The organism is Niallia oryzisoli (assembly GCF_043641075.1).
GTDB lineage: Bacteria > Bacillota > Bacilli > Bacillales > Cytobacillaceae > Bacillus_BD > Bacillus_BD oryzisoli_A.
Genome location: NZ_JBHZRC010000007.1, coordinates 130,762 through 152,923, shown reverse-complemented (window position 1 = coordinate 152,923; position 22,162 = coordinate 130,762). Strand labels below are relative to the sequence as shown.

Genomic DNA, 22,162 nt, shown 5'->3' with positions numbered 1-22,162 from the left:
AGAAGAAGAGCAATCATGAGACAGAGTTGCATTATAGAAAGCAAGATGTGTCAGAAGAAGAGCAATCATGAGACAGACTTGCAGTATAGAAAGCCCAATTTGTCAGAAGAAGAGCAATCATGAGACAGAGCTGCAGTATAGAAAGCCCAATTTGTCAGAAGAAGAGCAATCATGAAACAGAGTTGCAGTATAGAAAGCCCAATTTGTCAGAAGAAGAGCAATCATGAGACAGAGTTGCAGTATAGAAAGCCCAAATTGTCAGAAGAAGAGCAATCATGAGACAGAGTTGCAGTATAGAAAGCCCAAATTGTCAGAAGAAGAGCGATCATGAGACAGAGTTGCAGTATAGAAAGCCCAAATTGTCAGAAGAAGAACGATCATGAGACAGAGTTGTAGTATAGAAAACAAGATTTGTCAGAAGAAGAGCAATCATGAGACAGACGTGCAATAAAGAATATGATCGAATGTGTCGGAAGTCGGGGCAACTACGGATAGAAGAAGCAAAATATCCACGGATATGTCCGAAGTCTAAGTATATGAAAAGGCATGGCTAATTCTTATGCGAACCATGCCTTTTCTTGCGTTATTTCCTTTGTTTTTTTACTTTTTGCACCTTAAAAGAGAACCCATTGTCATCATGACAATGCCTTTTTTCTGTTCTGAAGGATATGACATTTTGATGAAATGACTGCTGAAGTAGTCTGAATTTACGGAGTCAGTGCACGTTGTCTGTTTCATTGTGATATTATGGTCATATCTATGGTTAAAGGATGGGACTTTATGAGCATTAAAGCTTTTGTGGTTTTGCAAGATGTTTCTTTTCGGTTTGGGGATCAACCAATTCTAGACCATGTTGAACTGTCTTTGAACAAAGGAACGTCATATGCTTTGATTGGCAAATCTGGTGTTGGGAAAAGTACGTTGCTGAACCTAATTGCCGGCTTTATTCAACCAAGTCAGGGGAGTATCACAATCGGCGGGCAGACAGTGAAAAAATCAAAGGGAAGTACGGCATTTTTATTTCAGGATTTAGGTCTTTTTCCATGGCAGACAGTAATAGAAGCGGTTATGATGCCGTTATTGCTGAAGAAGGAAAAAAATATAGAGAGTGCAAAAGAGCAAATCATTTCGCTGTTAAAAGAAATGGAGCTAGAGAGCCTAAAGGATAAGTATCCACATGAGCTGAGCGGGGGACAAAGGCAGCGGGTGGCTATTGCAAGGTCCTTAATCAGCAAGCCTGAGCTGCTATTAATGGACGAGCCGACATCTTCCTTGGATGCGACAACAAAGGAACACATTCAGCAGCTGATCCTAGCACAGCAGCAAAAATTAAAAACGACGCTATTGTTTGTCTCGCATGATATTGAAGAGGCAGTTTTCTTAGGAGAAACCATACTGATTTTGAATAAAAATGGAACGATTCAAGAAGTGAAGAACCCATACTTTGCACAAAAGAATGCGAAGGAGCGGCTAGGGTTTTATGAGGCATGTATTGAGATTAGAAAATTAATGAATATGGAGACAACAGTCAATGAACATCATACGAAAAATAGGTAGCAGCCAACTGATTGTCGGTTTCTTTAGTTTTATTGTTTTTTGGGAACTCATTAATCTGCTTGTTCAAACCCATACAATCCCGTCACCGCTCGCGACATTTACATATTTGTTTACCATCCTGGATGATCTGATCCTGCATTCGCTCGGAAGCATCCTACGAGTACTAGTTGCCATGAGTATTTCATTATTGATCGGGATTCCAGCCGGCATTTTTCTCGGAGTTAATAAAAAGATCAATCGTCTTTTTTCTCCGTTTTTATACTATATTTACCCAATTCCAAAGGTTGCCTTTCTGCCTGTATTTATGCTGTTATTCGGGCTTGGCAATATGTCAAAAATTATGCTGATAATATGGATCATCATTTTTCAAATGATCTTATCTGTCCGTGATGGAGTGCTGCAGATTCCGGCTTCCCACTTCAAGGTAATGAATAGCTTCGCTGCCTCCATTAAACAGCAATACCGCTTCCTTATCATCCCGGCTATTTTGCCGCAGGTATTTTCAGGGCTGCGGATTAGTATCGGTATTTCACTTGCGTCATTATTTTTTGCAGAGAACTATGCAACAACGTACGGAGTCGGCTACCTCATTATGAGCGCATGGACGAAAATGAATTATGAAGAGATGTTTTGCGGCATAATCGTTTTAGGCTTTATCGGTTTACTTTTCTTTAAGCTGTTAGATTTACTAGAAGCTCACTTTACCCCATGGGCAGCAAAATAAAAGGTGTCAGGCACCGTAAAAAGACAAATGGGAACCATTTGTCTTTTTGTGGTGCCTGACACCTGATTTTAATCTTCGATAAAGCTAAAGTTTGTTAATTCATCATAGGAATACTCTTTTTTGATTTGTCCTTTTTCCTTTGTCCATTTGATAATGTTATCAAATTGGTCTTTATCAATCTTACCTGCATAGGCAAAGTCATCTGACTTGCTAGATAAATACGCGCTCATTTGTTCAGGGAATTGATAGGTTGTTAAAATCTCGCTATACTCTGCTGCGTCTGTATCATTCATATAATCGACGGCTTTATTATAGGCCTTATAAAAGGCTTTAATATCACCTGGTTTTGAATTAATCATCTCGTCCGTAAATTGAAGTGTACCGCCCTTGATGCCTGCTTCCTTCGAGCTTCCTAGTAAATGAGCACCTTGCTTAACAAGCATTCCTGCCTGCGGCTCTGTAAAAACAACACCGTCAATTTGGTTAGATAATAAGGATTCTGCTCTTGCGGAGAAGGAAGGTATTTCAACAATTTCATATTCAAACTTATCTTTTTTCGCAAATTCATCCATTATGTACTCAAGAATAAAGTTAGGAACAAGTGAAACCTTCTTGCCGCTTAATCCGCTCATTTCAGTAATGCCGGAATCTGGAGAAGATAGAATTTTGAAATCCTCACTAATATCAGAGGTGATTTTCATATTAATCCCATTGTCTTTAAATGTTGCTTCTGTCATCACATCGCCAATTGTTGCATCAAGCTCTTTTGCTTGTACAGCGACATTTCGGTCATTTGGTGAAGAGAAGGTTTTAATTGACACATTGACGCCTTCCTCTTCAAAAAAGCCTTTCTCTTTGGCTAAAATAATCGGAATAGCAGACTCAGCAGGCAATACGCCAATGGTCATTTCCTCGCCGCTTGGCCCAACTGTTTTTTCTTCCGTTTTTGGTTCTTCCTTTGTGTTTTCTGCTTTTTTAGTACTTTCATTTTCATTGCCATTTCCACACGCTGCTAAAAGGAATAGAAAGACAAGTAAGAGTGATGCTAGTAATCGTTTTTTCATCGTAGCAATTCTCCAATCGTTATTGAACTATTTTTTTGAAAGCATCTAAATTGATAAAATACGGAATGACATTCCTCTTGAGATGAAGCGGCTCAGTTTGTCGGTCATTTTTACCAGTTTCCGTTGTGAAGGCTAAAATAACCCCTTTTTCTCGTAAAAGAGACACATTGCGATCATTAAATAACCCGAATGGATAAGCGAAAACATCCTTAACCTCAACAAATTCATTACAGGTATCAAGGTCCTGTGAAAATTCCTCGTCACTTGCTTCCATCATCATGCTTGTTTCAGCATTTGTTCGTTGGTGAAAGGAGTGAGTATGATTAGCGTATTCAAAAACATCTGAGATATCCGTCAAATCCGTTTTCGTCATGCAGACAGATTTTTCTGGATTAAATTCCGTTGCCGTATCCTGCAGCCAGCTTGTTACGACAAAAGCAACCGCGTGAAAGTCATATTTTTTTAAAATGGGATAGGCATACTCTTTAACTGATTGAAAACAATCATCAAAGGTAAGCAGCACGGATTTTTCAGGTATTTCTTTTCCCCGATAATAATCCTTTACCTCAGCTAATGTTAATATATGATAGTTTTGTTCATGTAAATAAGTCATTTGCTCTTCAAAATGCTCAAGAGTAACAAAGAGCGGCGATGGCAGAATATCATCATAATCCTGCTTCACATCAATATATGACGGATGCTCTGGGTTAAACTCCTGTTCTTTTCTTATTTCATGATACATAAGGACAGAAAATGACATATAGACCTCCTTGTTAACTATTTCACTATATTATAGATTTTCTTTATTTTACAAGTCAACCTCATTTTGGAAATTAGAGGTTATTGATGGGTCCAGGTTGTTTATTGGCCTTTATAATCGTATAATTTACAATAGAGAAGGTTTACATTTTTTTCACCATATTTGTTTTGATTTATTGATGAGGTTCACTTTTTAAAGTGAATGTTTAACCATAGAATACAGCTAATACAGGGAAATAAGGAGGCTTTACAGGGTGAGCGAAACAAGGTATATCAATAAAAATGCTAGAGACACGCTAAAAGCGACGAGCCGGACATTTTATATTCCGATTAGTCATCTAGCAAAGGGTTTACAGGAAGCTGTTGCATCTGCTTACTTATGTATGAGAGCAATTGATGAGATTGAGGATCACCAGAGTCTTCCTTCATCAGATAAAAGTCATCTTTTATTTTCCATTAGTCAAATACTCGACAAACCCTTTCATGAGGAAGAGTTAACAGCACTTTTCCAACCTTATCAGTCACAGTTACCAAAGGTTACTTTGCAGCTTGCCGAGTGGATTAAGCTCTGTCCGGATACGATTGTGGACAAGGTTTTGGAAGCAACAGCAGTTATGGCAAAAGGGATGGCTGAATGGGTAAATAAAGACTGGCAGATAGAAAATGAAGAGGATTTAGATCAATATACGTATTATGTAGCGGGTCTTGTGGGCGTCATGCTTTCTGACATATGGAAGTGGTATGACCAGACAGAGGCAGATGAGCATTTAGCGATTGCATTCGGGCGCGGCTTGCAGGCCGTTAATATCCTTCGCAATCATAATGAGGACAAGGATCGCGGAGTCAGCTTCTTTCCAGAGGGCTGGAAGCTAGAGGATATGTTTGCCTATGCCCGCAGAAATCTTGAGCTGGCTGATCTGTATGTAAAGGATATTAAAAATGAATCGATTTTAAAATTCTGCAAAATTCCGTTGGCACTTGCGCATGGTACACTGCAGGCTTTAGTAGACGGAAAAGAAAAGATGAGCAGATTGGAAGTTATAAAGGTAGTAGGAAAAGTAGTTGGAAATGTATAACGAAAGACAATAGCGACGGTCAAGGGATATCCCTTTTAGACCGCCGCTATTTTTTTTGAAGCATCAGCTGCCTCTAATTAACAAGACAAGGGGAGAATCGATTTTCCATTTCAGTGAATTAGCTTGCTGCCCTTCCTGAGCAAATAATAAGCAATGATAAAGCTAATGGCTGAGCTGTAGAAAAGAGCGGGGTGCGTGAATAGGTCCATCATGAGCCCTAATATGCTTGGGGCAATAATGGCAGCTGCCATTGAAAACAAATAATATAAGCCTGTGAAAAAGCCAATTTTGTCTTTTCCTCCTAAATCAGCTACGAGAGGATAGGCTTGAACGTTTACAAGTGCCCATGTGATACCGCCAGTAAAAAGGATGATTTGTAATAATAAAACTTCATTTAGAGAAGGAAATTGTGCCGTGAAGATTGGAAGGAGTGGGATGCTGAGAAAGAAGAGTGGCTGGAGAATGAGCCCGGCTCGCATGAGAGGCAACTTTCCCCATCTATTCCCTAAAAGTCCCGCTGGAATTGCAAATAAAACAAAGGCAAGACTGAAAAAACCAAGTGTTAAACCTGCCGCGCTTTCCTTCATATTTAGATATTCGACTGCATAGACGGTAAATAAAGCCTCCACACCGGTATACCCGATAAAATAAACAAAAATAGCCAATAAAATAAGTAGCTGACCTCTAAATTCAGGCTTTGCCAGTTGACGGAGATCAGAGAAAAAGGAATGTGATGCTTTAATTTCTTCCCAATCTGCAGCAGTGCTGCCGCTATATGGGGGATTACGGTCAACTGTAATAAAGAGCAGGATGAAGGTTACTAGCAGCAAAAGTCCTGCAGTCAGAAAGGGGTACGCGCGGTCCAAGTCATATAATAGAGATAAGCCGAAAAGAGCAATAATTGCTCCGATGCCGCCCATAAAGTTAATCACTCCGTTAGCAGACGACCTTTTGTCTGGTGGGGTATGGTCCGGCATGAGGGCGATCACAGGCGCTCTAAATACTGTCATGGCCAGTAAGAAGATAATATCAATGCTAATCAGTGCCCAAAAGGAAAGCGAGGCACCATAGGGGATTAAGATAAAGAAGAGAGCAGCAACCGGCATTCCGACAACAATGAAAGGGAGCCGTTTTCCTATTCTTGTATTCACCTTATCTGACCAGGCTCCAATAATCGGAATCAGCAGAACAGCAAGTAAATTGTCCATTCCCATAATTGCGCCGCGAATCGCTCTGCTTTCAATAAATCCGCCTAGAATAAGAGGCATGTAGGCATTATAGAAGGTCCAAACAAGCATTAAGGTTAAGAAACCACTACCGATGACAAAAATCTTGCTGTAGGAAAAGGTCTTTTTAGAATTCAGTATGATGACCTCCGTTTTAATCACTGTAAGCAGTTAGGATAAAATCCTTCCTGTTCAAATATTCATATATTAGCTTATTAATAGTAGGCAAGTACTATGTTGCATGCCTAAAATAAAAAACCAATCCAAGTCATACACACCTGGATTGGCCTTTTTATTATACGGTTTCCTTCACTTTATCCTTTTCAAGTAAAACAAGGAGAGCTGGTAATAGGATTCCTCTGATTAAGAAGGTATCCAAAAGGATTCCCACTGCAACAATAAAGCCAAACACAAACAACAATTCAACTGGCTGTGTCATAAGGACGGCAAATGTCGCAGCAAGAATAATTCCTGCTGAGGATATCACACCACCGGTATGGGAAACGGCTATTTCTACAGCCTTTTTCACAGAATGCCTTTTTCTTTCCTCCTGGAACCTTGAAATTAAAATAATATTATAATCTATCCCAAGAGCGACTAAGAATACAAAGGAATACAACGGTACCCTGTTTGAAATGGTGCTGATATCAAAGAATAAATCGGTTAAAAACATCCCTAATCCTAGTGCGGCAAGGAAGGAAACTAAAATCGTTCCCATCATATAAATTGGCATTTTAAATGACTTAGTTAACACAATTAATAATAGGAAGATTAACAAGGTTTCTAATAGGACAATGACGATTAGGTCTCGATTATTAGCAGACCGGTCGTCCACTTTTTTCGCTGTTTCACCTGCAAAGTAAAGATTCCCGCTTAACTTACTATCAGCTACTAATTTATCTGCTTTGTCCCTCATTTTTTCCAAAGCATCCATCGTCTTAACTGAATAAGGACTTTCTTTAAACGTAAGACTTAGATTGATGACCTTCTGATCCTCGGTCAGACCGCTTAGGCGGACGCTGTTGACTTGTTCTTGCTCTGATAACACATTAATCAACTGATCCTGTGATTCTTTCGTGAGGGCTTCTTTCCCTTCAAAAATTACAGTGGTTGGTGCCAAGTCACCTTTATCAAATTCCTTTTCTAGGATTTCATACCCCATTCTTGAAGGCATATCATCAGGAAAGGATTTCATCGTATCAAACTCATAGTTGAGATTGAACAGGTTGCTTGCAGATAGAAGCAGAACAATTCCAATCACAGCAACAGCAGTACCTGGTTTATTTGTGACAAAACGGGCAATTTTACTCCAGGTTGAATTGCTTTTTACATGATGATCGCCAACATGCGGAACCTTTGGCCAAAATGACTTTCTTCCAAAAAGCGTGAATAATGCCGGAATCAGTGTGATGGATGCCAGCATGATGATGGCCATTGTTGTAGCAAAGGTTGGTGCGAAATTTCGATAGTCACCAAATTCTGCAAAAAATAACACGAGCATCGCTGCTAATACAGTTCCTCCGGAAAAGAATACAGGCATACCTGTTTCCCGCATAGCATATTTCATTGCCTCATACTTGTTTTCGTGTACCTTTAATTCTTCTCGGAAACGAGAGAAGACAAACAAGGAGTAATCAATGACCGCAGCAAATAATAGGATAGTCATGATGGATAAAGTCTGATTACTTATAATAAGTCCTGCTTTTCCCATTAGGCCAAGGATTTGGTAGACCACTTCATATACAAAGGACGTAGCTAAAAGCGGGATTAGTGCAAGCAATGGTGAACGGTATATTACAATTAATAGAATTAGAATTAATCCAACTGTTGAAAGGATAAGAACAACATCAGCCCGGGAAAATAGATTTAAGGAATCAACTGCAATTCCTGCCGGTCCTGTAACATAGAGGTTTAGGTTTGTTGTCTCCTTTGACAAAGCTTGTATCTTCTCCAGTTTGTCTCTTAATTCCTTCGATTCTAATGCAGGATCAAAGGTTAACGGAATAACGGCCGTCTGCTTGTCTTCAGAAAAGAAGCCGGCAACTGCTTGCGGAGGGAGGGCAGCCAATGGTACAACCTGTTCAACTCCGTCGATCTCATCTTCTACCTTTGCGAAAAAGCCAATAAGCTGTGTTACATCAATTTCTTCTTTATCGGATTGAAAAACCAGTATTCCCGGAGTTCCCTCATCCTCAGAAAAATATTCGTCGACTTTATTTTGCGCAATCACAGATTGAGCATCCTCTGGTATGGAGGCTATACTGGAGACTTCATATTCTTTTGCACTTGGAGCAAAAGTGGCCAATAAAATGGTTGCTGCAAGCCAAATGATTAATGTAATCCACATTCCTTTTTTGGTTGTCACACGATCTGTAATGTATTGAATAAATGTTTTCATATCATAATACCCCTTATCATACCTTCCAAACTCCACCTTTCATGTGAATATAATATTCAAAGTGACATTTGTGTCACTTTTGTGAAAAATTAATGACACCAACGTCATTATCATTAATATTATCATTAAAAGTGACAATGGTGTCAATTATTTAGTGTTAAACATGCCGTGACTAATTATTTCTTTTATCGATTGAGCCCATTCTGAATGGGGAACACCGAAGTGGTTAGGAATGGCCACTGACTGAAAGATAAATCCAAGCATTAATCCATTTGCAAGATGAGGCTTTAATTTGGCTTCATCCTTTCCAAGCTGGATAAAGCTTTGCAAATAGCCATACATATCAATATGAAGCTTGTCTAAAGCTTCTTTATTCTTTTTAACATTCTCATTTGTTCCATCTGGGATTTGAGCATTCATCCCAATAAATCGGTGAATTTCACTTTTCTTTAAAATAATATCTAAAAGATAATCAAATTGGGCATCAAAACCCGCGTATTGCTCAATTTTTCTTAATTCAAACAAGAATTGATTCATCTCATGAATCATAAAGCTTGTTACTAGCTCTTCCTTATTAACGTAGTATTTATAAATCGTGCCTCTTGATACATCTAAGTGATCTGCTAAAAGACTAAAAGAGAATCCCTCATAGCCATGAAGAAGGAGTAACTCTTTTGTTACATGAAATAATTCTTCTTTAGAAAACTTCCGCTCACGTGCCATTTGCTCACCTCAGGTCTCATTATACCATTTACCAATTGAAATGAGCATAAGTGATTCACTCCGCCATTTCATGATTATTAATGATGGAAAATAAAGAGTTATGTAGACTTTATTTCACTACTGAGTACCAATATGTAACCAATACTTTATAACCTATTGTTAATAACTTAATTAAAAGATATAATGAAACCGCATACAGTTACTCATAAAGTAAAAGAAAAATCAAAAAAACGGTTGACTGAAAGCGGTTTTAGTATTAAGATTGAATCAAAGGTAACCAAAAGATAACCAAAAGTTAATAAAATGGTTAAAATAGAAAGATAAATTGTAAGCTTATTACAGGTTATCAAAAATATAGAATTAACTAATTAAGATTTTATTAGAATTATATCTACTAAATACAGAATATGGTAAGGTTCAAACCTAAGGAGGAAGAAAACACATGGCAGAAGTTAGAAAAATTAAAAACTATATTAACGGTGAATGGGTAGAAAGTAAAACAACAAAATATGAAGATGTATACAACCCTGCAACAGGTGAAGTAATTGCCCAGGTTCCTCTATCAACAAAAGAAGATATTGATTATGCAGTTGAGGTTGCTGCAGAGGCGTTTAAGAAGTGGAGGAACGTTCCGGTTCAAAAACGTGCAAGAATCTTATTTAATTTCCAACAATTGCTACAGAAGAATCAAAATGAATTAGCTCGCTTAATCACAATCGAAAATGGTAAAAATACAACAGAAGCGCTAGGCGAAGTTGGACGTGGTATTGAAAATGTGGAATTTGCAGCAGGTGCACCTACACTTATGATGGGTGATTCACTAACAAACATTGCATCAGATGTTGAAGCAACAAACTATCGTTATCCAATCGGAGTTGTTGGCGGAATTACACCATTTAACTTCCCGATGATGGTACCATGCTGGATGTTCCCAATGGCGATTGCAGTAGGTAATACATTTGTGTTAAAGCCATCTGAAAGAACTCCGCTTTTAACAGAAAAATTAGCAGAATTATTAACTGAAGCAGGACTTCCTAACGGTGTATTCAACATTGTAAACGGTGCACATGATGTCGTTAACGGAATCCTTGATCACCCGGAAGTTAAGGCTATTTCATTTGTTGGCTCTAAGCCTGTCGGCGAATACGTATACAAGCGCGGAAGCCAAAACTTAAAACGTGTACAAGCATTGACTGGGGCAAAGAACCACTCAATCGTTCTTAATGATGCAGATTTAGATCTTGCCACAACAAACGTTATCGCTTCAGCATTTGGTTCAGCAGGCGAACGCTGCATGGCTTGTTCTGTTGTTACTGTTGAAGAGGGAGTTGCTGATGAATTCCTTGATTTATTAGTAAAAAGAGCTAAAGAGGTTAAAATTGGAAATGGCTTAGATGAAGGTGTATTCTTAGGGCCAGTTATCAGAGAAGATAACAAGACACGTACACTTGGCTATATTCAAAAAGGTATTGATGAGGGTGCGAAGCTGGTATGTGACGGACGTGAAAGTGCTTCACCTGAAGAAGGATACTTTGTTGGACCAACAATCTTTGACGGTGTTACAACAGATATGACAATTTGGAAGGATGAAATTTTCGCTCCAGTATTATCAATCGTTCGTGTGAAAAACTTGAAAGAAGCAGTTGAAACAGCAAACGAATCAGAATTCGCTAATGGTGCATGTATCTATACATCAAATGCTTCATCAATCCGTTACTTCCGTGAAAATATTGATGCAGGTATGTTAGGCGTTAACTTGGGAGTTCCAGCTCCAATGGCATTCTTCCCATTCTCCGGCTGGAAGTCATCTTTCTACGGAACACTTCCTGCAAACGGAAAAGACAGTGTTGAATTCTATACTCGCAAAAAGGTTGTTACAGCAAACTATAAAGCACCTAGCTTTGAATAATAATCTAGAACAATAAAAAAGTGGCTATTATCCTTGCAAAAGTCAGCAGGGATAATAGCCATAAATAAGTGGTTGTAAGAATATCAACTTGCCTAAATAGTAGAATAATTTATTGTAAAATGCAAGTCATAACCTGACTAAAGTAGGTATAGATGCTTTTCATTTATGAATAATAGAATTTTGATATAATTTATCAATAATGACAGGAGGAGATTACATAGTGAGTAAATTACTCCGTAAACCAAATACAGCAGAATCTGCAGCTGGAGTTACGATTGTCCATGAAGTGACATCTGCCAATTCACCGTTAGAATATGTCGGCCTTAAAGTAGTTGATTTAGCTGCTGGTGCTACATATAAAGAGGAATTAGGCAAAATAGAATGCTGCATTGTTGCCTTAACAGGAAAAATCAATGTAACAGACCAAGAAGAAACATTTGAAAATATCGGCACAAGAGAAAGTGTTTTTGAAAAGAAGCCGACCGACAGTGTGTATGTATCAAATGATCGAATATTTGAAGTAACTGCAGTAAGTCAAGCGCGTGTGGTTCTTTGCTACTCTCCATCAGAAAAGCAGCTTCCGACAAAGCTGATTAAAGCAGAGGATACACAGGTTGAACATAGAGGGAAGTACAGTAACAAACGTATGGTTCACAACTTTTTAACGGATTCAGATCCAACGGCTAATAGTTTGCTAGTTGTTGAAGTTTATACAGATGGTGGAAATTGGTCAAGCTACCCTCCACACAAACATGACCAAGATAACCTACCGCATGAATCGTTTTTAGAAGAAACCTATTATCATGAAATGAATCCGCGTCAAGGATTTGTCTTCCAACGTGTATATACAGATGATCGCACATTAGATGAAACAATGGCGGTTGAGAACGGTGATGTAGTTGTCGTGCCTGCCGGATATCATCCTGTTGCAGTTCCAGATGGCTATGATTCCTACTATTTAAATGTAATGGCAGGACCTACAAAGATTTGGAAGTTTCATAACGAACCAGCTCATGAATGGATTTTAGACCGTAAATAAATTAGAGGAGTTGTCCGGAATATGAAAGTCGAATTTCGTACAGATAGAGAATTTGATATTATCGCGATTGGCCGCGCATGTGTAGATTTAAACGCAGTAGAATATAACCGTCCTATGGAAGAAACGATGACATTTAAGAAATACGTGGGTGGTTCACCGGCAAATATTGCTATTGGAACATCTAAATTAGGCTTAAAAGCAGGATTTATTGGTAAGCTAGCCGATGATCAGCATGGACGCTTCATTGAACAGTATATGGCTGGTGTTGGTGTTGATACAACAAATATGATCGTAGATAAAGAAGGACATAAGACTGGCTTAGCTTTTACAGAAATCTTAAGCCCAGAAGAGTGCAGTATTTTAATGTACCGCGATAATGTAGCAGATCTTTATTTGGATCCATCTGAAGTAAGTGAAGACTACATTAAGAAGTCAAAAATTCTTTTAGTTTCTGGGACAGCTCTTGCAAAAAGTCCATCACGTGAAGCGGTATTAAAAGCAGTACAGCTTGCGAAGAAAAATGACGTGAAGGTTATCTTTGAACTAGATTACCGCGGTTATACATGGGCATCAAAAGAAGAAACATCCGTCTACTATACATTAGTTGCACAGCAGTCTGATGTAGTTGTTGGTACTCGCGATGAGTTTGATGTGATGGAAAATGTGGAAGAAGGCAATAACGAAGCAACGATTGCTGAGTTGTTTAAGCATTCTCCGGAATTAGTCGTTATTAAACATGGTGTTGAAGGTTCATATGCTTTTACAAAATCAGGCGAAACCTTCAGAGGTCAAGCGTATTTAACAAAGGTATTAAAAACATTCGGTGCTGGTGATTCATACGCTTCAGCATTCTTATACGCATTAATCTCTGGTAAAGATATTGAAACGGCTTTAAAATACGGCAGTGCATCTGCAGCAATCGTTGTAAGCAAGCACAGCTCATCTGAAGCAATGCCGACAGTTGAAGAAATTGAACAGCTTATTGCTGAAAGATCATAATCGGAAAATCTGCTCGAGGTGAGAAAACATGGGGAAAATTAGATTAACAACAGCACAGGCATTAATCAAATTTTTAAACCAACAATATATACATGTTGATGGCAAAGAAACTCCTTTTGTAGAAGGGATATTCAATGTATTCGGACACGGGAATGTATTAGGTATTGGCCAGGCACTTGAACAGGATGCGGGTCATTTGAAAGTCATTCAAGGTAAAAATGAACAGGGAATGGCATTAGCAGCAATGGCTTATGGTAAGCAAAAGCTTCGTCAAAAGATCTATGCGGTAACAACATCTGTCGGTCCGGGATCAGCTAACCTAGTTACTGCAGCAGCAACTGCGCTAGCAAACAATATTCCGATGCTTTTATTGCCAGGTGATACCTTTGCTTCAAGACAGCCTGATCCTGTTTTGCAGCAGGTTGAACAGGAATATAGCTTAGCTGTAACAACAAATGATGCATTAAAGCCTGTTTCAAGATATTGGGACCGTATTACACGCCCTGAGCAGCTAATGCCAAGCTTGATCCGTGCATTCGAGGTTATGACAGATCCAGGTAAAGCGGGTCCTGCAACCATTGCGATTGCACAGGATGTTGAAGGCGAAGCGTTTGATTATGATGAAAAATTCTTTGTAAAACGTGTTCACTATCTAGATCGTAAAGCACCGGTAGACCGTGAGCTAAAAGGTGCAGCAGACCTAATTCGAGCAAGCAAGAAACCAATCATTCTAGTTGGTGGGGGAGCTAAATATTCAGAGGCACGTGATATATTAGTAGCTCTATCAGAAAAACATAATATTCCTTTAGTTGAAACCCAAGCGGGTAAAGCAACAGTGGAATCTACATTCAAAAATAACCTTGGTGGAATGGGTGTAACAGGTACGCTCGCAGCAAATAAGGCGGCACGCCAAGCTGATTTAGTCATCGGTATCGGAACAAGATATACTGATTTCGCTACTTCGTCAAAAACAGCATTTAACTTTGAAACAGCAAAGTTTTTAAATATTAACGTAAGCCGTTTTCAGGCATACAAATTGGATGCCTTCCAGGTTGTAGCAGATGCTAAGACAACGCTAGAACAGCTATCACCGCTATTAGAGGGATATGAAACGGAGTTTGGTCAAATAATCACTGATTTAAAAGATGAGTGGAATGCTGAGCGTGAACGCTTAAGCAAGATTACTTTTACTCGTGAAAATTTTGATCCTGAAGTTAAGAACCATTTTACACAGGAAGTTCTAAATGAATATGCAGACGCATTAAATACGGAATTGCCTCAAACAACAGCATTACTGGCCGTTAATGAAACGATTTCACCTGACAGCACGATTATTACTTCAGCTGGTTCGCTTCCAGGGGATGTACAGCGTATCTGGAATCCAACAGTAACAAATACGTATAACGTTGAATACGGTTATTCCTGCATGGGCTATGAAGTATCTGGTGCATTAGGCGTTAAATTGGCTGAGCCAGATAAGGAAGTTTATTCACTTGTTGGTGATGGTAGCTTCTTGTTGATGCATTCTGAATTCATTACAGCTATTCAATATGGTCACAAAGTAAATGTTGTCCTTTTCGATAACTCTGGGTTTGGCTGTATTAATAATCTACAAATGGAAAACGGCAGTGGTTCTTATTTCACAGAATTCAGAACGCATGATAATAAAATCTTAAATATTGATTATGCAAAAGTAGCTGAAGGATATGGCGCTAAAACATATCGTGTCAATACGATTGAACAATTGGAGGCAGCTTTAGAGGATGCGAAAAAGCAGGAAGTATCTACTTTAATTGACATTAAAGTTCTTCCGAAAACAATGACTGAAGGCTATGAAAGCTGGTGGAATGTCGGAGTAGCAGAAGTATCTAATAAAGAAAGCATTCAGAAGGCAAGCGAAGCAAGAAAACAAAAATTAGAAACAGCTAGACAATATTAATAAAAGCTTCTAATTTGCGGCGAGGGTTTTACAAGCCCTCGCTATTTAAAAAAAAATATTTATTGAAAATTAAAATTATTTTTGAGATAACTTTTAAGGAATAAGAGAGGTGAGGGATAAGTGTCAACATTAATTTCATCAAAGTTAGTTTCTATGAAACAAATGCTTGAAAAAGCAAAAGAAGGCAAATACGCAATTGGAGCTTTCAATATTAACAGCTTTCAATGGGCAGAGGCTATTTTAGAAGCAGCTCAAGAGGAGAACTCTCCTGTCATTGTTTCATCTTCTGATCGACTTGTAGATTATTTAGGCGGATTTAAAACGATCGCTGCGATGGTTAATAGAATAGTAGAAGAAAAGAACATTACGGTGCCTGTAGCATTGCACTTAGACCACGGTATGAGTGTTGCACGCTGTAAAGAGGCAATAGATGCAGGATATACTTCGGTTATGATAGACGGCTCACACCATCCAATTGATGAAAATATTCTTATGACAAAGCAAGTTGTAGACTATGCCCGCCCACAGGGTGTATCAGTTGAAGCAGAGGTTGGAACGGTTGGCGGAAATGAAGATGGTCTAATCGGCGGGATCCAATATGCAGATCCTGAAGAATGTTCCCGTATTGTAAAAGAAACTGGTATTGATGCATTAGCAGCTGCACTTGGCTCTGTTCACGGACCATATCAAGGTGAACCGAAGCTTGGTTTCTCAGAAATGAAGGAAATATCTGAGTTAACAAATATTCCACTTGTATTGCATGGTGGATCAGGTATACCTGAATATCAAATTCAGAAATCGATTGAGCTTGGTCATGCAAAAATTAATGTGAATACAGAATGTTTACAGGCATGGACAAAAGCCGTACGTGAAATTTTAGCAAATGACAGTGAAGTATATGATGCACGTGCGATCCTTACACCAGGGAAAGAAGCAGTTAAAGAGACGGTAAAGGCTAAAATTAGAGAATTTAAATCTAGCAATAAAGCATAATTAAAAAATGAGGGGGTGGCTGTAATAGTCATTCCCTTTCCTTAATTATATGAATTTCATGATTAAAGGAGGGTATTACAGTGGAATTGAAAATTGGGGTTATTGGCACAGGGGCGATCGGGCAAGACCATATTCGTCGGTTTACTAATAAAGTGAAAGGTGCAAAGGTAGTAGCCGTCACAGATATAAACGCCGAGAGGGCTGTTCAAATAGCTCAGGAGGTAGGGGCAACGTTTGTCGAAACAGGTGAAGAATTAATTAGATTACCTGAAGTTGACGCAGTTGTCGTAACATCTTGGGATCCAACGCATGAAGGATATGTACTTGAAGCTATTAAGAATAATAAATATGTATTCTGTGAAAAGCCGCTTGCTGTTGAAGCGGAGGGCTGCAAAAGAATTATGAATGCAGAAGTAGAGTTGGGTAAAAAATTAGTTCAAGTTGGGTTTATGAGAAGATATGATAGAGGCTATCTAGAACTAAAGGAAATGGTAGACAGCGGAAAACTTGGAGAAGTACTGATGCTTCACTGTGCCCACCGTAATGTTTCGTCAGGTGAAAACTATGACACTCCGATGGCAATCGTAAATACTGCCGTTCATGAAATCGATGTATTAAGATGGTTACTGAATGAAGACTATGTGGCAGTTCAAGTCATAATGCCAAAACAAACGTCGAACACTCATGATAAACTGCATGACCCGCAAATTTTAATTTTAGAAACTGAATCGGGTATACATATTGATGTTGAGATTTTTGTGAATTGCAAATATGGATATGACATAAAATGTGAAGTGGTCTGTGAGAATGGAGCAGTCTCATTATCAAATCCTTCATACTCAAGCATTCGTAGTGCAGGAAATGATTTTACAGGCATTCCAATGGATTGGGAACAACGGTTTGAAGGGGCATATGAGCGGGAACTTCAACTTTGGGTTGATTCAGTAAAAGTAGATGAATTAAATGGACCAACTGCTTGGGATGGATATGTTGCATCTGTTACGACCACAGCCGGAACTGTAGCAAGAGAAACAGGAAAACGTGTAGAAATTAAGTATGACGAGTGCCCAGATTTATATAAAGTTAACTTAATAAAATTGTAATACAATATATTTTGATATTCCATAATGTGAACAGCTAGGCAATTCCTGCCTAGTTTTTTTCAAAAAGCTGAAAATGGAAGTGGTTTGATGGGGGATTTAAGTTCTTCTAGGAGCAAATATTTATTTATCGTTGTTTCATTCCTGCTGTGGTTTCCACAGTTTATGTATGTCCCGATATTATCACCCTATATGGAGTCAATAGGGGCACAATATAGCTTTATCGGAATTGTCTTGAGCAGCTACGGTATTACACAGCTTCTTTGCCGCTTGCCAATCGGGATTTTCTCAGACCTTTTGAAACTTAGAAAACCGTTTATTATATTGGGCATGATAGCGAGCATGACCAGCTGTTTAATCTTTTTATTCACAGATAGTTTAGGGTTGATTCTGGCCGCCCGTGCTCTTGCTGGTGTTTCTGCAGCATCTTGGGTAGCCTTTACAGTCCTATACCCGGGCTATTTTGCCCCTAATGAAGTCCATCGGGCGATGGGAAGTATCTCATTTATTGTTGTACTGGCGCAATTCCTAGGCATGGCATTTAGCGGTTATATTGTTGATACATGGGGATGGAAGGCACCGTTTTGGATAGGTGTATCATTTAGCATTTTAGGTGTTGTTCTTTCTATTTTTGTATATGAGCCAAAAGAAAAGATTACTAGAGAGCCTATGAAGGTAAAAGAGCTTGTGTCTGTTATGAAGGAGCCTTCTTTGTTAAAAGTAGCGATATTATCGATTATTGCCCATAGCATCATTTTTTCGACGATGTTCGGCTTTACATCCAACTATGCGCTGCAAATTGGGTTTAAAGCCAGCGAGCTTACATTTATCGTCTTTGCCTTTATGATTCCACATGCGATTGCAACCCTTTTTATGGGGCGGGTGCTTGTTCCGCATCTAGGGGAATGGAGGTCATTGAAATGGGCCTTTTTCATGGCTGCTGTCATCACTCTAGTCTTACCCTTTGTACAAACAAAAGGATTATTCTTAATTGTACAGGCGATTAGCGGATTTTCATTGGGCTTAATTTTCCCTCTTTTGCTGGGAATGTCCATTGATAAAATCGCTCAGGAAAAAAGAGCCACTGCGATGGGGGCATATCAGGCTTTATATGCCATTGGTATTTTTGGTGGGCCTTTTTTTGCAGGGCTTTTCAATTCACTTATGGGAATTAAAGCAGGATTTTATTTCGTAGGCGTATTAGGACTGATAGCAACCTTGCTAACCATTATTTGGAGCAGAAATGCAGGTCGCTCAAAGGCATTTGATAAAGAAGCTTTGGAAAATGATTTTCGTAAACATGAAAGTATATAAAAAAACAGCCAATTCTCTTTTATCTATGAGAATTGGCTGGTGATCCATGCTGATATTCAATATAGTTTTTCAATAAATCATCATTCTTACTGTAAATCAATCCTTCATGAACAGTGAGACGAGCATTTCCGTAGTTATCCATTGATTCTTTATAATCAGCAATAAAAGCCGCTATTAATTTTGTTAGTTTTCTCATTTTAGTGACCTCCCTTTTAGTGTGTTTCGTAAATAGTGATTAAAGCAGCTCCATAGTTATTCATTGATTTTTCATAATCAGCTTTAATGGTTTTCATTAATGTTGTTAATTTCTTCATTTAAGTCATCTCCTTTTTCTATTTGATGAACTTATTATCTAATATTGGTTAACTTTTGGCAAAGTGTTTGAAAACGGAAACAATGACTGTGAAAACGTACATCATTAGACTAATTCTCTACTATCCTTTGTTTTTCATCACTTTTCGTTTGTTTTCATTTTATTAAGGAGGGAAGTAAATGATCAAAAGAGTAGAACACGTTGGGATTATGGCAACTGATATGGATGGGTCTATTCGATTTTATGAAAACCTTTTAGGATTCCAGATTCGTGTGAGGGTAAATAACGGGCAAAAAGAGTTAGTTTTTCTAACACATGAAGGTCTGCCAGGATTCGAAATTGAACTGATTCGTGATTTACAGTCCACTGTTACCTATTCAGAATATGGACTGGTCAATCATTTGGCATTTGTTGTGGATGATTTGGATCAAGTCATCAGCCGTTTTGAGCATGAAGGGATAACTTTCTTAACAAGCAAACCAAAACAAGGCATAGGTCGAAAAACGATTCGTTTTAAAGGACCAAATGGAGAGATTTTACAGTTAGTAGAAGAGCGTATGATTAACAAATTGAATGAAACTTAATTATAGAAAAGAAGCTATGGGATATAGAAAACCAATTCTCAAATTTTTATTTGAGAATTGGTTTTTTATTATATCTTTAATAGAAACTCTCTGTATTTTTTAGGAGAATAATTTGTATGATTCTTAAAGGTAGTAACAAAGTGTGTCACGCTGTTAAAGCCACATTTGAATGCGATTTCATTTATCGAGTGATTGGTACTAAATAAAAGTTTTTTAGCGTTGTTAATTCGAAAATCAATTAAATATTGATGCGGGGTGTAATTTGTTTGTTTTTTAAATAACCTTGAAAAATGATAAGGACTTATCTTAACATGGTCAGCAATATCATTTAAAGTAATGTCTTTATTATAATTACTTTCGATAAAGGAAACTGCAGTCTTAATCGTTTCTTCAAGCGTATGATCTGCCTTGTTTGAGATCCTTTCCAGTTCGTAAAGAATTCTATGAATTAGAATAGAGATTCCGTGTTCGTCAACTTTATCGGTTTCCATCATACTTAAGATTCTATTCATAAAGTCAGTAATATCACTGGAGTTTTCCAGTGAGAAAACACAGCCATGTTTTTGAAAAAGATAATCAAAATAGGCTCTGCTGGAATTACCATCGAAATGAATCCATTCAAATTCCGATTCCTCTACTGTCTTGTATAGATGGGGATGATAGCAATCGAGGAAAACAAAGGTATTTTCATTAGCAATATATTTATGATCTTTGTAATGAATCTCCATTTTTCCCTTTTTAATATACAAAAATAAGAATTGTTCAAAGCGGTCCCTTTTCGTTTGATAAAGTTCCGAGCATACATAGCTGCCAGCATTATAAAGATAGAAAAGGGCTTTTTTAGCAAAACAACTTGATGTGTGGAAAAATGACCTTGAACCTTTTAAAACCCCTAATTCCTCCATGTTTTCTCCTTTCAAAGGGTTGAAATGGTATATAATAATAGCAATTTTATTAAAAAAACTATAAAGGAAGCAACATCATGCAAAAACATAGCAATTTTTTTAAATAAAGCAGCATTTTTCTTTAATGATATTATAAATTTAGTATATTAAAATGAATAATAATTAGCAATAAATCAAAATGATATAACTGATAGATTATGATCTAATTTGTGGAATTCGTTTATAGATAAAATGAAAATGCCCAAAAACGTTGATTTAACGGGCTTTCTTACATACTCTTAACCAATAATAAGCTCAATTTAATGCCAAAAGGAGAGAAACTATAGTTTCTCTCCTAAAAGTCGTGCCCTCTTGACTGAAAGCGCTTTTACTATTATCATTAACTCATAGGTTATCAAGAGTTAACCAAAACATAATAATTAATGCATGATGAAATTGAAGTTAAAAATGTTAAAGGGAGGAAATAATATATAAATATTAATAGTTTTGAGTAGGATTTACTCAAGTTTTTCAGTGAAGTATACTTTCGTGAATTTTCTATTTTATCAATTAATTCACTAACTGCTCAATATTTAACCAAATGTTATGCAAAGCAATAGTAGGAAAGAGGGTTTTGCTATGGGGAATCAACAAATTTCATGGGGAATTGCTCCGATTGGCTGGCGTAATGATGATATTCCGGAAATAGGAGCTGAGAACACTTTATCACATTTACTAAGTGATATTGTCGTTGCCGGATTTGAAGGAACAGAAGTAGGTGGTTTCTTCCCAGAACCAAAAATATTAAACAAAGAACTTCAACTTCGTAATTTAAGAATAGCAGGTCAATGGTTTAGTAGTTTTATTATTCGTGATGGTGTAGAGGAAGCATCTAAGGCGTTCCATAGGCACTGCGAATACCTACAGGCAGTTAACGCAGCCGTAGCGGTTGTATCAGAACAAACCTACAGTATCCAAGGAACAGGCAAAAATGTCTTTACTGAGAAGCCTTTCTTCACTGATGAAGAATGGAACAACCTATGCCAGGGACTTAATGAACTTGGAAAAGTCGCTGAGCAATATGGTTTGAAGCTTGTTTTCCATCACCATATGGGTACAGGTGTACAAACCTTAGAAGAGATAGATCGCCTTATGGACAATACGGATCCAAATCATGTTCATTTGCTATATGATACAGGTCATATTTTCGTTTCTGATGGTGATTATATGTCATTACTACATAAACATATTGAGCGCATCAAACACGTTCATTTCAAGGACGTTCGCAAAGATGTAAGAGAGCAATGCGAAATGGACGGAAAATCATTCCTACAGTCATTCTTAGCTGGAATGTTCACCGTTCCTGGTGATGGATGTATCGATTTTACAGAGGTTTATCAGAAATTACTTGATGTTAACTATTCAGGATGGATTGTTATTGAGGCTGAGCAGGACCCGTCAGTTGCACACCCATTAGAATATGCTTTAAAAGCCCGTAAATATATTAATGAAGAACTATTAGTATTAGATAAAAATGCATTAGTCGGAAGTTAATAAAAAA

At 37.9% G+C, this 22,162-nt stretch carries 19 protein-coding genes; 12 read left to right on the top strand and 7 right to left on the bottom strand.

Features of this window, described 5'->3' with window-relative positions; all coding sequences use genetic code 11:
* The first annotated feature begins 780 nt into the window (after positions 1-780).
* Both ACHUFV_RS18785 and ACHUFV_RS18780 read left to right on the top strand, forming a co-directional pair.
* Positions 781-1,557, top strand: coding sequence for an ABC transporter ATP-binding protein (locus ACHUFV_RS18785; RefSeq protein ID WP_394236840.1), 777 nt, complete (start codon positions 781-783; stop codon positions 1,555-1,557).
* Entirely contained in the window at positions 1,532-2,281 is a 750-nt protein-coding gene (locus ACHUFV_RS18780; protein WP_394236838.1) for an ABC transporter permease, read from the top strand. The genes ACHUFV_RS18785 and ACHUFV_RS18780 overlap by 26 nt, the downstream gene beginning before the upstream one ends.
* Positions 2,282-2,349: 68 nt before the next feature.
* On the opposite strand, the gene ACHUFV_RS18775 is transcribed toward ACHUFV_RS18780, so the two are convergent.
* Positions 2,350-3,345, bottom strand: a complete 996-nt coding sequence (locus ACHUFV_RS18775) for an ABC transporter substrate-binding protein (RefSeq protein WP_394236836.1) — start codon at positions 3,343-3,345, stop codon at positions 2,350-2,352.
* 19 nt (positions 3,346-3,364) lie between these two features.
* Positions 3,365-4,105, bottom strand: a complete 741-nt coding sequence (locus ACHUFV_RS18770) for a polysaccharide deacetylase family protein (RefSeq protein WP_394236834.1) — start codon at positions 4,103-4,105, stop codon at positions 3,365-3,367.
* A gap of 253 nt (positions 4,106-4,358) precedes the next feature.
* On the opposite strand from ACHUFV_RS18770, the gene ACHUFV_RS18765 reads away from it, so the two are divergent.
* The gene (locus ACHUFV_RS18765) at positions 4,359-5,180 is read left to right on the top strand and encodes a squalene/phytoene synthase family protein (RefSeq protein WP_394236832.1); all 822 of its coding nucleotides are present in this window, start codon (positions 4,359-4,361) and stop codon (positions 5,178-5,180) included.
* Positions 5,181-5,290: 110 nt separating this feature from the next.
* Here the strand turns inward: ACHUFV_RS18765 and ACHUFV_RS18760 are convergent, their stop codons facing one another.
* The 3 genes from ACHUFV_RS18760 to ACHUFV_RS18750 all read right to left on the bottom strand — a co-directional run bounded on the left by ACHUFV_RS18760 (position 5,291) and on the right by ACHUFV_RS18750 (position 9,527).
* Positions 5,291-6,568 (bottom strand): MFS transporter, encoded by a 1,278-nt coding sequence (locus tag ACHUFV_RS18760; RefSeq protein WP_394236830.1) that lies wholly within the window; start codon positions 6,566-6,568, stop codon positions 5,291-5,293.
* Between the two features lie 133 nt (positions 6,569-6,701).
* On the bottom strand, positions 6,702-8,804 hold the full coding sequence (locus ACHUFV_RS18755; RefSeq protein ID WP_394236828.1) for an MMPL family transporter: 2,103 nt from the start codon (positions 8,802-8,804) through the stop codon (positions 6,702-6,704).
* A gap of 147 nt (positions 8,805-8,951) precedes the next feature.
* Positions 8,952-9,527, bottom strand: a complete 576-nt coding sequence (locus tag ACHUFV_RS18750; RefSeq protein ID WP_394236827.1) for a TetR/AcrR family transcriptional regulator — start codon at positions 9,525-9,527, stop codon at positions 8,952-8,954.
* A gap of 442 nt (positions 9,528-9,969) precedes the next feature.
* Here ACHUFV_RS18750 and ACHUFV_RS18745 point away from each other — a divergent pair, with 442 nt between their 5' ends.
* The 7 genes from ACHUFV_RS18745 to ACHUFV_RS18715 all read left to right on the top strand — a co-directional run bounded on the left by ACHUFV_RS18745 (position 9,970) and on the right by ACHUFV_RS18715 (position 18,820).
* Complete coding sequence (locus tag ACHUFV_RS18745) at positions 9,970-11,436, top strand: CoA-acylating methylmalonate-semialdehyde dehydrogenase (protein ID WP_394236825.1); 1,467 nt, start codon at positions 9,970-9,972, stop codon at positions 11,434-11,436.
* A gap of 220 nt (positions 11,437-11,656) precedes the next feature.
* Positions 11,657-12,475 (top strand): 5-deoxy-glucuronate isomerase, encoded by an 819-nt coding sequence (gene iolB, locus ACHUFV_RS18740; RefSeq protein WP_394236823.1) that lies wholly within the window; start codon positions 11,657-11,659, stop codon positions 12,473-12,475.
* Positions 12,476-12,496: 21 nt separating this feature from the next.
* Positions 12,497-13,474, top strand: coding sequence for a 5-dehydro-2-deoxygluconokinase (iolC, locus tag ACHUFV_RS18735; RefSeq protein ID WP_394236821.1), 978 nt, complete (start codon positions 12,497-12,499; stop codon positions 13,472-13,474).
* Positions 13,475-13,502: 28 nt separating this feature from the next.
* Positions 13,503-15,413 carry a 3D-(3,5/4)-trihydroxycyclohexane-1,2-dione acylhydrolase (decyclizing) gene (iolD, locus tag ACHUFV_RS18730; RefSeq protein WP_394236819.1) on the top strand — a complete coding sequence of 637 codons (1,911 nt, stop codon included), beginning with the start codon at positions 13,503-13,505 and terminating at the stop codon, positions 15,411-15,413.
* Positions 15,414-15,566: 153 nt separating this feature from the next.
* Positions 15,567-16,406, top strand: coding sequence for a class II fructose-1,6-bisphosphate aldolase (fba, locus tag ACHUFV_RS18725; RefSeq protein ID WP_394236913.1), 840 nt, complete (start codon positions 15,567-15,569; stop codon positions 16,404-16,406).
* An 80-nt stretch (positions 16,407-16,486) separates the two neighbouring features.
* Positions 16,487-17,509, top strand: coding sequence for a Gfo/Idh/MocA family protein (locus tag ACHUFV_RS18720; protein ID WP_394236817.1), 1,023 nt, complete (start codon positions 16,487-16,489; stop codon positions 17,507-17,509).
* Positions 17,510-17,596: 87 nt separating this feature from the next.
* Positions 17,597-18,820: an MFS transporter gene (locus tag ACHUFV_RS18715; protein ID WP_394236815.1), complete on the top strand. Its 1,224-nt coding sequence runs from the start codon at positions 17,597-17,599 to the stop codon at positions 18,818-18,820.
* 19 nt (positions 18,821-18,839) lie between these two features.
* Here the strand turns inward: ACHUFV_RS18715 and ACHUFV_RS18710 are convergent, their stop codons facing one another.
* Positions 18,840-19,016 carry a hypothetical protein gene (locus tag ACHUFV_RS18710; protein ID WP_394236813.1) on the bottom strand — a complete coding sequence of 59 codons (177 nt, stop codon included), beginning with the start codon at positions 19,014-19,016 and terminating at the stop codon, positions 18,840-18,842.
* 296 nt (positions 19,017-19,312) lie between these two features.
* On the opposite strand from ACHUFV_RS18710, the gene ACHUFV_RS18705 reads away from it, so the two are divergent.
* A complete protein-coding gene (locus tag ACHUFV_RS18705) occupies positions 19,313-19,717 on the top strand; it encodes a VOC family protein (RefSeq protein WP_394236811.1) in 405 nt (134 codons plus the stop codon).
* A gap of 68 nt (positions 19,718-19,785) precedes the next feature.
* Here ACHUFV_RS18705 and ACHUFV_RS18700 read toward each other — a convergent pair whose 3' ends face one another.
* Positions 19,786-20,622, bottom strand: a complete 837-nt coding sequence (locus tag ACHUFV_RS18700) for an AraC family transcriptional regulator (RefSeq protein WP_394236809.1) — start codon at positions 20,620-20,622, stop codon at positions 19,786-19,788.
* Between the two features lie 618 nt (positions 20,623-21,240).
* Between ACHUFV_RS18700 and iolE the strand changes: the two genes are divergently transcribed.
* Complete coding sequence (gene iolE / locus ACHUFV_RS18695) at positions 21,241-22,155, top strand: myo-inosose-2 dehydratase (protein ID WP_394236807.1); 915 nt, start codon at positions 21,241-21,243, stop codon at positions 22,153-22,155.
* Positions 22,156-22,162: the final 7 nt, after the last annotated feature.